The organism is Spirillospora sp. CA-294931, from assembly GCF_050946795.1.
Classification (GTDB): Bacteria; Actinomycetota; Actinomycetes; order Streptosporangiales; family Streptosporangiaceae; genus Spirillospora.
Window position 1 is genome coordinate 6,021,846 of record NZ_CP192006.1, and the last position, 13,894, is coordinate 6,035,739.

The window sequence follows — 13,894 nt, forward strand, 5'->3', positions numbered from 1 at the left end:
GGAAGCCCCACCTCCATCCCGGGCGGTCCGATGCGGTACTCACTCGACGTTACATCGGGGCCCCTTACCGATGGCTAACCGGCCCGAGCCGAACCGTTAGCCGATCGTGTCAGGGGCGTGCCAGGCGTTCCTCGACCGAGCGCTGACCGGCCCGGTCGCCGATCCCGCCGAACAGGTCGCGCGCCTCGGTCCAGCCGGACCGCGCCGCGCCCCGGTTCCCCGCCGTGGCGTGGGCGTCACCGAGAGTGCGCAAGGCGCGCGCCAGGAACGGGATCCAGCCGCGGGTGCGCCACACGCGCACCGAGCGTTCCAGGCAGTCGATCGCCGCCGGCAGGTCGCCCTCGGCCAGGTTCAGCTCGCCCAGCACCCCGAGCGCGTCGGCGAGATGGTGACGGAAGTTCCCCTCGTGGCTGTAGCCGAGCGCCAGCTCAAGGGTCGGCCGGGCCCGGTCGTCCCCCGTCGCCACGAACAGCCTGGCCAGATAGAGCAGTGAGAACGTCTCCAGATAGCGGTCGTCCAGCTCGCGGGCCATCACGATGGACTCGTCCAGCAGCTTTCGGCCGCCGATGACGTCGCCGCAGAGCGCATGGGCCGCGCCCAGGAACTGCACCACCGTCGCGACGAACCGGGGATTGCCGAGTTCCTCGGCGACCACCAGCGCCTGCTCCAGGCATTCCAGGGCGCTGCGCGGGTTCTCCTCCCCGTGCACGATGGCCATGACGTGCAGGGCCCGCGCCTGCCCGCCGAGGTAGCCCGCCTCACGCGCCGTGCTCAGGGCGCGCTCGGACAGGGCCAGCGCCTCGGTGCCGGCGCCGTCGGCCACCTTCCCCCAGACCATCGCCACCAGCGCGTCGGCGATCCCGGCCGGATCCTCCAGTTCGGTGAACAGGGCGAGGAGCCGGGCGGCCAGGGTGCGCATCTGGCCCATGGCCGGCCCGTTCCCGGCCGGGGACGTCCAGGTCGTGACCTCCAGCAGGCCGCGCAGCAGCACGGCCTCCCCGCGCCTGTCACCGGCCTCCCGGCACAGCGTCAGCGCGCGCTCGTGCATCTGGCGCCAGTCGTCGTAGAGCCCGCGGACGTCGCAGTACCGCTCCATCGAGGCCGCCAGGTCCCAGGCGTACTCGACGAGCCGCAGGTCGCACGCCTGCCCGACCGCCGCGACCAGCGCCGCGCGCTCGGCGGCGAACCAGGCCATCGGATCGGCCACCAGCCGCGCCCTGGTCCCGGCGGGCAGCGACCAGCGCGGCGCGGAGCCGCGCATGGCGGCATAGCAGGGGCCGGGCACCCGCTCCGCGGCCTCCTCCGCCATCGCGAGCCAGCCGCCCAGCGCGCGGCGCAGCGCCGCCGCGCGCTCGGCGGCCGGGTCGTCGCGCTCGGCCCGCTCCCGCGCGTACAGCCGGAGCAGGTCCTGCAGCCGGTACCTGAGCTGTCCCGTCTCGTCGGTGCCGGTGGCGTCGGCGAGGTAGGCGTCCATCAGGATCTCCAGGTGCCGCTGCGCCTCGGCCATGGACACGTCGAGGAGCGCGGCGACCGTCCAGCAGGCGAAGTCGGGGGCGTCCAGCAGTCCGATCAGCCGGAACGCGCGCCGCGTCGTCCCGGGCAGCAGCCGGTAACTCATCTCGAAGCCGGCCCGCACCTCCAGGTCACCGGCCACCAGCTCGTCCAGGCGGCGCCGCTCCCCGCGCAGGAGGTCGGCCAGATGTGCCAGCGTCCAGTGCCCCCGGCCCAGCAGCCGTGCCGCCGCGATGCGCACCGCAAGCGGCACGTGTCCGCAGAGCCGGGCGATCTCGACCGCGACGTCCGGCTCGGCCGCGACCCGCCGCTCGCCGACGATGTTGGTGATCAACTCGACCGCCTCGGCGGAGGGCAGCGGCTCCAGGTCGAGCCGCCTGGCCCCTTCCAGGCCGATGAGGCCGTTGCGGCTGGTGATCAGCACGGCCGCGTCCGGTGTCCCGGGCAGCAGCGGCCGCACCTGGCTTTCCCCGGCGGCGTTGTCGAGCACGACCAGGATCCGGTTCCCGGCCACGCGGGTCCGGTACAGCGCCATCCGCTCGTCCAGCGAGGACGGGATGCCCGCGCCGGACATGCCGAGCGTGCGCAGGAACCTTCCGAGCACCTCCGCCGGGTCGGCGGGGTTCCCCGAATCCCCGTGCAGGTTCACGTAGAGCTGCCCGCCGGGGAAGGATTCCATTACCCGGTGGGCGGCGTGAACCGCCACCGCCGTCTTGCCGACACCGCCCATCCCCGCGACGGTGGCGACGGCCACCGACCGCTGCCGGGCGTCCGGAGCGCCGGTGAGGATCTCGACGAGTTCGGCCACCTCGCCGGTCCGGCCCGTGAAGTCGACGATGTCGAGCGGGAGCTGGGCGGGCGGCGCCGGCAGCGGTTCCGGCCGGGTTTCCGGCTCGCTCACGGCCCGGGTGTCGGACAGGACGAGCAGGTGCGCGCGCTGGACGTCCTCGCTGGGCCGGACGCCGAGCTCGTCCGAGAGCCGCTCGCTCAGCCGCCGGTAGACCTCCAGGGCCTCGGCCGGCCGGCCACCGGCCATCAGCAGCCGGATGAGCGCGGCGTGCAGCGGCTCGTCGAACGGCAGCTCCTCGGCCAGCTGGCCGACCGCCGCGACCGCGCCCTCCGCCTCGCCGGCCTCCAGCGCCGCGTCGGCCAGGCCCACGGCCGCCTGGCGGATCTCCTCCTCCAGCCCGCGCACCAGGGCGTCGGCCCGGTCGACCCGCGCCAGCCCGGCCAGCAGCGGCCCTCGGCGCTCGGCGAAAGCGGTGGAGAGCGCCCGGTACCGCTGCGCCGGGCCGGCCAGGGATCGCGCCTCTGCGGTCACGGCCAGGAACCGGCCGAGGTCCGACCGCTGGGCCGCGCAGTCGAGCAGGTAGCCGTCCTGGTACCTGATCGCGATCCGGTCCGGCCCGCCCGTGTCGAGGCGGGCCAGCCATTTGCGCAGGCGGGACACCCCGACATGGACCGACTCGCGGCTGGTCTCCTGGGCGCGGTCGTTCCACACCAGCTCGGCGAGGCGGCCCGTCGGCAGCGGTTCCCCGCGCGCCAGCAGCAGCACGCCCAGCAGCCCCTGGAGGACCGAGGAGCGCGGCGGCGGGATCGCGGCGCCGTCCACGCCGACCGCCAGCGGCCCCAGCACCCGGAAATACACACCCACCGCGGCCATGCTCTCGTCACCCCCGCCAGGACGAATCAGAAGTCACCGAAACACGTGTCAGGAAACTGATCTGATCGGCTGGATTAACAGCCCGCCCAGTACGGCCATTACGGCGGCGAAAAGGAACAGCGACGGATAGCCGCCGAAGCCGACCCATTGGGCCGCGACGACGGGGGCGAGCGCGACCGCGCCGCTGCTCGCCATGTTCATGATCCCCAGGTTCATGCCCCGGTCGTTCTCGCTCCGCAGGAGCTGGGTGACCAGCGCCTGGTCGACCGCGAGGTAGGCGCCGTACCCGGCACCGAGCGCGACGGCGGCGACGAGCGCCGCCGGCCAGGTCGGGACCAGCGCCATGCCCACCAGCCCGGCCGCCATCAGCGCCGCGCCCAGGATCACGAACGCCTTGCGCCGTCCCAGCCGGTCGGAGGCGCGCCCGACCACCAGGCTCGTCACGATCAGGCCCGTGGTGAACAGAAGGCTGAGCACCGCCACACCCCCGGCCGGGCTGTCGATCCCGATCTCGTCGCGAAGGAAGTACAGCAGGTAGATCGTGGCCAGGGAAGCCGCGAACTGGGCCGCGAACCGTCCCGCCAGGGCCCAGGCGAAGTCGGCACCGAGGAAGGCCAGGCCGGACGACCACGGCCTGCCGCGCGGTTCCCGGGCGGCCGCGGGCGCGTCGCGTCCGGCCACCGCGTAGGGCACCGCCAGCGCCGCTACCAGCACGGCGACCAGCGGGTATCCCACCCCGTCCGGCACGCTGGAGACCAGCAGCGTCCCCAGGACCAGACCGCACGGCTGGGCGAGCCCGACGACGGCGAACACCGTCGCGCGCCGGTTCACCGGGACGCGGTCCGGGATCACCGCGCACAGCGTCGCGTGCAGACCGCCCGCGCCGCCGTGCACGATCGCCCAGCAGACGCCGATCCCGATGACCGTGGACTGCCACGACAGAAGGAGGACGGCCACCGCGCACAGCACCGATCCGCCGACCACCCACGACCGGCGCCGGCCGACACGATCGGACAGGGCACCGAAGACGGGCGCGGTCAGCACGGCCGCCACGGCGCCCGCGGTGGTCACCACGCCCAGGACCCAGACCTTGCCGGCCGGGTCGACGGCCTCGATCTGGGCGGGCAGCAGAACCTGCGCGGACGCGAGAAGCCCGACCCACATTCCGAGGGTCACGGCGAACAGCGCCGGCAACCAGGAATGGGAAAGGGGAGCGAATGCGGGAGACTTCTCAGCGGGGAGCGACTTGATGGCAGGGGGCGTCTTCATTTCGAGCTGGCCAACCCCCGCTCTCCCGGAAAAGCCGATGATCTTCGCCGTCCGAAGATAGCACAACAGACCAGGCCAGACTACTCATTTCACCCTCAAGCCGATTATCATCGGAAAAGCATAAAAAAGGCTTGAATGCGAGAATGACTCGGAAACTCGACCCGGTCATATTTTGTCGTCCATGGTCGCGTCCATGACGAGATCCGACACCGGCCGGTGCGTGCTCCTGAAGGGTTCGACGTTCGAATCGACGAAGAAGTTGCGTTCGTCCCGCGCGGATTCCCGCCGGGTCCGCACTCGCCGACGACGGCCTCCGCGCCGCCGGCGTGCGTCCGAACGAGCACTACCCGGCGGGCTTGTAGATCAAGTGCAGCACGCCGGTCTCGAAGGTCTCGGCCGAGACCAGCTCCAGCGGGACGGGAGGCGACACCACGATCTTGCGGGCGTCGCCCAGCGCCTTGCCCATCGGCGCGTCCTCGCCGCCCGCGGCCTCCCGCTCCGGCCACGCGCCGGCGAAGCTGTCGTAGGTCACGCGTCCCAGGATGAGGGTGTCGGCGGTGGCCAGCTGCTCGGTCACCGCGACCCCCCTCTCGTCGCGGTGGTCAGGAACGACGCCAGACGGTGCCGATCTGGGTTCCGGCCCAGATGGTGGTGGTGTGCGGAACGCGGGTCATCGAGTACGCGGTCACCCCGGCGGGCGGGACGGCGCGGGTCCAGGAGGCGCCGTCGAAGTGCAGCAGGTGGGAGGGGTCGAACGGGGTGGACAGCCAGACGCCCCGCCGCCCGTCGGACGCGATCGAGCCGAGGAATCCGATCGCGGACGCCGGACGTACCGCGCCGGACGGGCGCGGGATCGGGTGCACGGTGAACCCGGAGCCGTTCCAGTGGTGCAGCGCCGGAGGCGGGAACAGCGGGTGCTGTTCGAGGGCGTAGAACCAGACGTCATCGGGAGCGACGTACTCGATCTGCAGGATCCAATGGGCCCAGGTCGACCCCCACGGGAAGCGCGTCCACCCCGCGCCGTCGAAGTGCCACAGCGGGGTCGGATCGGTCTGCGACTCGCCCATCCCGCCGGCCCAGACGTCCGAGGCGCTTCCGGCGGCGATGGCGTTGAGCCCGGACGGCTCCGGCAGGGTGAGCGAGTTCGCCCACCGGCCGTCGCGCCGCACGGACACCGTCGTGGTGTCCCCGCCCGTCCCGGTCGCCCACAGCCCGCCGCTCCGGTCCAGGTCGATGGCCTGGAGCCGGCGGCCCTCGGGGCCGGACACCGTCGTCCACCGGCGCCCGTTCCAGTGCAGCAGGTCGGTGCGCTGCTGGGCGTCCCGGCCGGAGGCGACGGCCCAGGCGTCGGCGGCGTGCCGGGCCCGGACGTCGCCGACGACCGCCAGCCCGTCGGGCAGCGCCGCCCGCGTCCAGCCGCGCGGGGTCCGGTGCAGCATGACGGCGCGCGAGTCCGGCTGGAACGCGTTCTCGGTGCCACCGGCGAAGACGTGCCACGGGGACGGCGCGGCGATCCCGAGCAGGTGACTCTGCCCCGCCGGCGGCGGAACGGGCACGTCGGCCCACTCCCCCGTCGGCGGCGCGGCGGCACCCGCGCGCCCGGCCAACGGCCCGGCGACAAGAACCGCCGCACCCCCAGCCAGGAGGGCACGACGAGAAGGAAAGGTGTTCGAGACGGCTCGATCCACAGAGGGCTCCCAGGCAGCGGAACAATTAACGCCAGTATTTGCTGGCAAGGTCCCGGTATCCATCCCCTGACCTAATACGGCCAGACCCCCGGGGCCTAGGTCGTCCTCGCGGGACGTTCGTCGGGAGTGTGGGCGCCGCGGGAGGCGAGCAGCCGGTTGGTGACGCCGCGTTTGAGCGGTGGGACGTTGTTGATCAGGCGGGCTCCGCCGCGGACGAGGGTCAGGGCGGCGCGTCCCAGGACGGGACGGTTGAGCGGGTTGTCCTTGCCGTAGAACTTCAGTGACTCGGTCACGGCTGTGAAGCCGTAGTCGATCATCTGGGTCTCGTAGTCGTGGATGGCCTCCAGCAGGGGCCGCTCGCCGCGGTGGGCGCCGACCAGCTGGTGGGCCAGGAGCTGGGCGTCCTTGAGGGCGGTGTTGGCGCCAACGCCGCGTCCGGGTGTCATGGTGTGGATGGCGTCGCCGAGCAGGGTGACGTTGGTGGTCTCCCATGCCTCGACGGGCACCGAGGTGGACTGGCGGGTGGAGGCACCGCAGGTGGACGGGTCGCTCATCTCGATCAGGCGGTGCAGGGCCGGGGACCAGCCGGGCGACATCCGCCTGGCCATCTCGATGATCTGAGCGCCTTCGGCCTCGGCCAGGCCGTCGGGTGCCAGGTGAGGCGGTACGGCCAGGCCCCAGATCATGTGGTCGCGGGTGTTGTCGAACTGGAGGCCCGGCCAGGCCGAGATCAGTTCGGCGTCGCGGGAGCCGATGCCGTTCTTGAGTCGCAGGTCGTCTCCCCAGGGGAACTCCATGGTGTGCGAGATGAAGAACCGCCCGCCCGGCGCCAGGATGATCGACATTCCCCGCGTCATGTGCGGGGGCAGCAGGTCGCGGACCCGGTCGTCCAGCGGCACCTTGCCCGCCACCGCCACCATCTCGGCGTCGTCGAGGGCGGCGTGCGGCAGGTACTGCTGCCGGACGCGGGAGCGGGTGCCGTCGGCGGCGACCAGGACGTCCCCGATCGCGCTCGTGCCGTCTTCGAAGTGCGCGACCACCCGTCCGTCGGGGGTGTGCTCGTAGTGGGTGCAGTACTTGCCGAAGTGCAGGAAGTCGTCGGCGTCGCTGCGCAGCACCTGTTTGAGGGTGACGCGGCTGACCGACTTCTCGCTGTTGAGCGCGTCGCGGTCCAGCGGGAACTCCAGGCTCAGCACCTCGCCCAGGCGCTCGGTGTAGAGGTTGCCGCGCTCCATCGGGCTGGCGCAGGTGGCCAGGAACAGCTCGAACAGCTCGTCGGGCAGGCACGCCCGCAGGGCGCGGGTCCCTTCGGGGTTGATGCCGACACGGTGCCCTTGCAGGAAGTCGGCGCGGGTGCGGTCGCGCTCGTAGACCGCGACGCTCACCTTGTTCTTGTGCAGCGCGTGCGCCAGGGCCATGCCGCCGGTTCCGGCGCCGATGACCAGGACATGCAATGGTGATTCGGACATGGGGGAACGACCTCCGTGGTCGAGGGGGGAAGGGATGGTCGCCGGTCAGTCGGCGCTGGGTGGGCTGAAGCGGGCGATCTGTTCGGCGATCAGTTCGGGCGACCAGGTGAGGGCGCCGCTGTGAAGGTCGTCGATCAGGCCGGTCAGCCAGGCCAGCTCGGCCGCGACAACGGCCCGCCGCAGCTCCTCCTCCAGCAGCATCAGCCGGTGTAGAAACGCCCCGCCCTCGGCCAGCGCCGACTCGGTCTCGGCCAGCGTCGCCGCCAACGCCTCGCGCCGCGCCTCCAGCAGCGACACCGCCTCGCCGACGTCCAGCAGCGGCAGGTAGGAAATCGCCACCGGGAACTCGGGGAAGACCTCACGCGGAGCCGACAACATGGCGCGCAGCCACCGGTGGAAGTCCGCCCGGCCGTTCTCGGTGATCTCGTAGACCGTCCGGCCGGGACGCGAGGACGACTGGACGGTCTCGTGCACCGCGATCAGACCGTCCCGCTCCAGCCGCCGGATCGCCTGGTAGAAGCTGCTGCGCTGCTCCACACCAAGAACCCGGTCCTTGCCGCGCTCCTTCAACAGCCGCTGCATCTCGTACGGATGCATCCGCGCCTCCTGCAGCAACCCCAGGATGACGAACGACAACGCGGACGGACGCTTGTTCATAGTGAGCACGCTACTAGTGATGTCCTCACTATGCAACCGTTGGTCCACCCCGAGCCCCCGGGGGCCTCTGTCTGCGGCCTGTGCCGCACCTATTCGCGCGATGGCACTGTCACCTCCAATTCGAAGCCTTTTGCGTTAGGCTTCAACCCTGCCCTTCCAGATCTTTTCAAAGCCTTTACACAAGGCTCTGCATGAGTGCGGACGGGCGAGATCTGGTGCCGGATAAATAGTGATCAAACCCCCCTAATGCTGACAAATCATGTATTACGGGGAACGGTCGGGCAGTGCTCGTGAGAAAAGAAAAGTGGATCAAGGAATACGGGTTTGACCTGCGGGTTTGTTCTTTGGCGACACATAAATCTAGCGGCGGGGTCATTGAAGATGACCATGAAGAAAGCGCATTTTTAAGACAGCGGCAGACACATTCCGCAAACCTCGTCGCCATTACTCCAGACCAGTTTCGCGTTACCGCTTGCTAATCGTGGCGCCCGTCTGTCTATAGTCCCGAGAACAGGCCACGACGCCCGAACCCCCGTTCGGTGCAGACCGTCGGGCTGCGATTCTCGAGGGTGGTGAAATGGGCTCAGCACGCCGTACGCGGTCAGCGAAGCGAATGATTGTGTCCCTGTTGGTCCTGCCATTGACGGCTCTGCTGCTGCTGTGGGGGTTCGTCGTCGTCTTCGCGATCGGCGACAGTATGCGGCTCGTCAACGCGAACACGTTCGACACCAAGGTCGTGCGGCCGACGGAGTCGCTCATCGCCGAGCTGCAGAACGAGCGCCGTATGTCGCTGGCGTTCCTGGCCGACGACCCCTTCACCGGGCGGGTCGGCTTCGATGCCCAGCGCCTGCGTACGGACCAGTCCCGCGACCGGTTCGCCAAGGCGGCCAGAAGCGGCGACCTGGACCGGGCCACCACGGCCGACACCCGCGCGCGGATGCGCACGCTGGTCACCAAGCTCGGCGACCTGGCGCCGACGCGCAAGAACGTGGACCGCAAGCAGGTCTCCAGCACCGACGTGCTCAAGGCCTACACCGACCTCATCGAGGCGGCCGGAGCGATCTACGACGCGGCCTACCCCGGTGAGCCCGACATCGGCCGCGACACCAGGACCCTCATCGGCTTCCAGACGGCGCGCGAGCACATCAGTTACGAGGACGCCCTGATCACCGGTGCGCTGGCCAGGAACCGGCCGACCCCGGCCGAGCAGTCCGAGTTCGCCCGGCGGGTCGGCGCCCACCGGCTGCGCTACGCCGAGCTCGCCGAGGCGCTGCCCGCCGCCGACCGCGAACGGCTGGCCGCGCTCGTCGGCAGCCCTGCCTACCGCGAGCTGGCGGGCCTCGAAGACCAGGTGATCGCCTGGCAGTCGGTCGACCTCAACGCCTGGCACGCCAGGTCCGAGGCGGCGATGAAGTCGCTCCGCGATTTCCGGGACCAGACCCTCAGCGGACGGCCGGACGACCTCGAAGCCTGGCGCGCCAGGGCCGAGGCCGCGATGAAGTCGGTCAACGCCATCGGCGAGTTCCGGGACCAGACGATGGACCGGCAGCCCGCCGACCTCGGTGCCTGGCACGCCAAGTCCGAGGCCGCCATCAACGCCATGGTCGAGTTCGAGGACGAGACCCGCCGGGGCATCTCCGACCGGGCCGCCGACCACGCCCGCGGCGTGCTGATCCGGCTCGGGCTGGCCGGCGGCATCGGCCTCCTCGCGGTGATCGTCTCCGCGATCGTCGGGGTCCGGCTGGGCCGCCGGCTGGTCGTGGAGAACCGCGAGATGGTCCGGACGGTGGACGACTTCGCCACCAAGCAGCTACCCGACCTGGCCGGGCGCATCCACAAGGGCGAGCACGTCGACCCCGACGCCGACTCTCCGCCGAACAGGTTCGAGCTCCGGGAGATCTCCCAGGTCTACGAGTCGTTCGCCGAGGCCAGGCGCGCGGTGGTGCGGGCGACCGTCGCCGAGGCCGCCACCCGCCGCGGGCTCGGCGAGGTGTTCGTCAACCTGGCCCGCCGCAACCAGGTGCTGCTGCAGCGGGTGCTCAAGCTGCTCGACGGCATGGAGCGCAAGGCCAAGAACCCCGACGAGCTGGCCGAGCTGTTCACCATCGACCATCTCGTCACCCGGATGCGTCGGCACGCCGAGGGCCTGGTCATCCTGGCGGGCCGGTCCGCCGGGCGCACCTGGAACGCGCCCGTCCCGATCGTCGACGCCGTCCGGGCCGCGGTCTCCGAGATCGAGCAGTACCAGCGGGTCAAGGTGCTGAGCATGCCCGAGACCCACGCGCTGTCCGGCACCTCCGCCGCCGACGTGATCCATCTGCTGGCCGAGTTGATCGAGAACGCCGTCATGTACTCGCCGCCCGGCACCCAGGTCACCGTCAGCGCCCAGACGGTCGGCGCCGGCGTGGCCGTCGAGGTGGAGGACCGCGGGCTCGGGCTCGACCCCGACAAGATGGCGATGCTCAACCAGACCCTCTACGAGGCGCCCGACTTCGACCTGTTCGACAGCGCCAGGCTCGGTCTGTTCGTCGTCGCGCGGCTGGCCGCCAAGCACGACATCCGGGTGCTGCTGCGGGCCTCGCCCTACGGCGGGACGACGGCGATCGTGCTGCTGCCCGAGACCATGCTCGCCGAGCACGACGCGAGCGCGCAGGTCCCCGTCGTGCACGTGCCGGAGCCCGCCCTTCCCCCGGGAGCCGAGTCCACCCGGCAGCTCGTCCCGATGGCACCGGCGAGTGGGCCGGCCGAGCAGAGCGGCGGGCGGCACCGGCTCCAGTCCGACGCGCTGGACGACCACCCGGTGGCCGACGACGAGGACCTCCCCCAGCGCACCCGCCAGCAGAGCCTGGACCCCCGGCTGCGGGAGCGCCCGCCCGCCCAGGAGCCGGTACCGGTGGCCGCCCCGGCGGAACGCCCGGCGGAAGAGGTCCGCAGCACGTTCTCGGCCATGCAGGACGGATGGCGGCGCGGCCGCGAGGCGGCCGAGCAGGAACGACGGTCAGGGAACGGACAATGAGGAGGCCGAGGATGACCGGTAAGTCCACCAGCAACCGCGAGCTCAACTGGCTGCTCGACTCGGTGCTCGACCGGGTCGTCTCCGCCCGGCACCTGGTCGTCCTGTCCGGGGACGGGCTGCGCATCGCCTCCTCGTGCGGCATCAGCCGCGAGGACGCCGAGCATCTGTCCGCGGTGGCCGCCGGATTCCAGAGCCTGGCCCGAGGGACCGCGGAACAGTTCCACGGCGGCGGCGTCCGCCAGACGATCGTGGAGATGAACCACGGCTTCCTGTTCATCACCGCCGCCGGTCAGGGCGCCTGCCTGGCGTTGCTCGCCCATGGCGACGCCGACGTGGGAGTCATCGCCTACGAGATGGCGCTGCTGGTCAGCCGGGTCGGGGAACACCTGTCGGTGGGCAGCCGGGTGCTGGACGGCACCTGATGCCCGAGCCGTTCCGCGAGGAGGACCCCGGTCCGATCGTGCGGCCGTACACGCTGACCGGGGGCCGCACGCGCAGCGACGCCGAGGACGCCTTCGACCTGGTCAGCCTGATCGAGACCACCGACGATCCGGTCCTGCCCACGATGGATCTCGGGCCCGAGCACCTGAAGATCCGGGACATCTGCGCCGGACCGCTCTCGGTGGCGGAGGTCGCCTCCGACCTGGATCTGCCGGTCGACGTCGTCCGGGTGCTGCTCGGAGATCTCCTTAAACACCAATTGATCCGTTCGCGCGCGGCGGCGCCCGGCTCCCACCTGCCCGACGACCGACTGCTGAAGGAAGTCATCGATGGACTCAACGAGCTCTGAGCCCGAGGGCCAGATCGCCATCAAGATCATGATCGCGGGCGGTTTCGGTGTCGGCAAGACGACCCTGGTCGGCGCGATCAGCGAGATCCGCACCCTGCGCACCGAGTCGGCCATGACGGCGCGGAGCGAGGGGGTGGACGACATCGGCCTGGTTCCGGAGAAGACCACCACGACGGTGGCGATGGACTTCGGCCGGATCACCCTGCGCGAAGGGCTCAGCATCTACCTGTTCGGCACCCCGGGACAGAACCGCTTCTGGTTCATGTGGGACGAGCTGGCGGCCGGGGCGCTCGGCGCGGTGGTGCTGGCCGACACGCGGCGGCTGTCGGACTGCTTCGCCGCGATCGACTACTTCGAAGAGCGCGGCCTGCCGTTCCTGGTGGCGATCAATCAGTTCGACGGCGCGCGGACCTACGAGCCGGCGAGGGTCAAGACCGCCCTCGACCTGGACCCGCATGTGCCGATCCTGGTCTGCGACGCCCGCGTGCGCGAGTCGGCGAAACGGACCCTGGTCTCCCTCGTCGAGCACGTCATCAAAGAGAAGGAGCGGATGGGATGAGAACGACCGGTGCCCTGGCCCTCGCCCTGGCGGTGGGCCTCCCCCTCTCCTCCTGTTCCACCAAGGATCAGGTCTCGGTGAAGGAGGGGACCCCCGGGATCACCGAGAAGGCCTGCCCGAACGCGGTGAACAAGGACAACGGGTGCATCTACCTCGGTTTCCTCACCGACCAGAGCAGCACCAGCTTCAAGGCGACCGCCGCGATCGGCACTGAGGCCCAGCGCGCGTTCTGGCACCGAGTCAACCTCCAGGGCGGCATCGGGGGCTATGACATCGACGCCACCTCGCACGTGCTCGACAACGGGTACGACCCGGCCAAGAACCTGAGCGCCCTGCGCGCGAGCAAGGACAAAGTGTTCGCCTACGCCCAGATGTTCGGCTCCAAACCGACCGTCGAGGCCCTTCCGGAGCTCAAGCGCGAGTCGATCGTGACGGTGCCGGTGAGCTTCACCTCGGAGTGGGTGTTCGCCGAGAACGTCCTGGAGACGGCGGCGAGCTACTGCATCGAGGCCATGAACGGCATCGACTACGCGGTCGAGGCGTTCCCGAAGAAGGGCTTCAAGGTCGAGAGCGTGCTGGCCGTCCACTACCCGGGCGACTACGGCGCCGACGCCGCCGGTGGCGCCAGGAGGGCCGCGCAGGCGCACGGCCTGGCGTTCGACTCCATCGCGGTCGCACCGGGGCTGAAACCGTCCGCCGAGGCGATCAAGAAGATCATCGAGACCCGGCCGAGCCTGGTGATGCTCTCGGTCGGGCCGCCGGACACCGCGACCATCGTCGGCACCGCGAGCAAGGGCGGCTTCCGCGGCCGGTACATCGGCAGCAACCCCGGCTGGTCGCCCGCGCTGCTCCAGACGCCGGCGGGCCCGGCCTTCGAGAAGCAGTACTGGCAGGCCACGGTCGCGCGCGAGTTCGCGACGGACTCCCCCGGCCACGCGGCGATGCGCAAGGCGCTCAAGCAGGTGGCGCCCAGCGACACCTACGTCAGCGGCTGGATCCTCTCCTATCCGCTGAAGGCGGCCCTGGAACAGGCCGCCGCGAGCGGGGAACTGTCCCGGCAGAGTCTTCTCGAGGCCATCCGCCGTCCCAAGCCCGTCGACTACGAGGGCATGCTGCCGCCCGGCGACCCCGGCCCGCGACGCGGCCCCCGGCAGAGCACGATCGGCCACGCCGACCCGTCCCAGTACTCCGGCATCCGCTCCGGAACCGACTTCTTTGAGGGCCCCACGTCCAGGAAGTTCTCCTTCGACAAGCCCTGCTACGCCTCGTGA

At 70.9% G+C, this 13,894-nt stretch carries 11 protein-coding genes; 5 read left to right on the plus strand and 6 right to left on the minus strand.

Annotated features, from left to right (window positions below; genetic code table 11):
* Window positions 1–109: 109 nt before the first annotated feature.
* The 6 genes from ACQPY4_RS26965 to ACQPY4_RS26990 all read right to left on the minus strand — a co-directional run bounded on the left by ACQPY4_RS26965 (window position 110) and on the right by ACQPY4_RS26990 (window position 8,258).
* The gene (locus ACQPY4_RS26965; RefSeq protein WP_433325343.1) at window positions 110–3,166 is read right to left on the minus strand and encodes an AfsR/SARP family transcriptional regulator; all 3,057 of its coding nucleotides are present in this window, start codon (window positions 3,164–3,166) and stop codon (window positions 110–112) included.
* 57 nt (window positions 3,167–3,223) lie between these two features.
* Entirely contained in the window at window positions 3,224–4,369 is a 1,146-nt protein-coding gene (locus ACQPY4_RS26970) for an MFS transporter (RefSeq protein ID WP_433325345.1), read from the minus strand.
* A gap of 418 nt (window positions 4,370–4,787) precedes the next feature.
* Window positions 4,788–5,021 carry a hypothetical protein gene (locus ACQPY4_RS26975; RefSeq protein WP_433325347.1) on the minus strand — a complete coding sequence of 78 codons (234 nt, stop codon included), beginning with the start codon at window positions 5,019–5,021 and terminating at the stop codon, window positions 4,788–4,790.
* Between the two features lie 25 nt (window positions 5,022–5,046).
* Window positions 5,047–6,000, minus strand: a complete 954-nt coding sequence (locus ACQPY4_RS26980) for a hypothetical protein (protein ID WP_433325349.1) — start codon at window positions 5,998–6,000, stop codon at window positions 5,047–5,049.
* Between the two features lie 227 nt (window positions 6,001–6,227).
* The gene (locus tag ACQPY4_RS26985; RefSeq protein ID WP_433325351.1) at window positions 6,228–7,601 is read right to left on the minus strand and encodes an FAD-dependent oxidoreductase; all 1,374 of its coding nucleotides are present in this window, start codon (window positions 7,599–7,601) and stop codon (window positions 6,228–6,230) included.
* 45 nt (window positions 7,602–7,646) lie between these two features.
* Window positions 7,647–8,258, minus strand: a complete 612-nt coding sequence (locus ACQPY4_RS26990) for a helix-turn-helix transcriptional regulator (protein ID WP_433325353.1) — start codon at window positions 8,256–8,258, stop codon at window positions 7,647–7,649.
* Window positions 8,259–8,886: 628 nt separating this feature from the next.
* Here ACQPY4_RS26990 and ACQPY4_RS26995 point away from each other — a divergent pair.
* Genes ACQPY4_RS26995 through ACQPY4_RS27015 form a run of 5 tightly spaced genes read left to right on the plus strand, consistent with a single transcriptional unit; the run spans window position 8,887 to window position 13,894 of the window.
* Window positions 8,887–11,274: a nitrate- and nitrite sensing domain-containing protein gene (locus tag ACQPY4_RS26995; RefSeq protein ID WP_433325355.1), complete on the plus strand. Its 2,388-nt coding sequence runs from the start codon at window positions 8,887–8,889 to the stop codon at window positions 11,272–11,274.
* An 11-nt stretch (window positions 11,275–11,285) separates the two neighbouring features.
* Window positions 11,286–11,696 (plus strand): roadblock/LC7 domain-containing protein, encoded by a 411-nt coding sequence (locus tag ACQPY4_RS27000; protein ID WP_433325357.1) that lies wholly within the window; start codon window positions 11,286–11,288, stop codon window positions 11,694–11,696.
* Window positions 11,696–12,064 carry a DUF742 domain-containing protein gene (locus tag ACQPY4_RS27005; protein ID WP_433325359.1) on the plus strand — a complete coding sequence of 123 codons (369 nt, stop codon included), beginning with the start codon at window positions 11,696–11,698 and terminating at the stop codon, window positions 12,062–12,064. The genes ACQPY4_RS27000 and ACQPY4_RS27005 overlap by 1 nt, the downstream gene beginning before the upstream one ends.
* A complete protein-coding gene (locus tag ACQPY4_RS27010; RefSeq protein WP_433325361.1) occupies window positions 12,045–12,623 on the plus strand; it encodes a GTP-binding protein in 579 nt (192 codons plus the stop codon). Before ACQPY4_RS27005 ends, ACQPY4_RS27010 begins: the two co-directional genes overlap by 20 nt.
* On the plus strand, window positions 12,620–13,894 hold the full coding sequence (locus ACQPY4_RS27015; RefSeq protein ID WP_433325363.1) for an ABC transporter substrate-binding protein: 1,275 nt from the start codon (window positions 12,620–12,622) through the stop codon (window positions 13,892–13,894). The genes ACQPY4_RS27010 and ACQPY4_RS27015 overlap by 4 nt, the downstream gene beginning before the upstream one ends.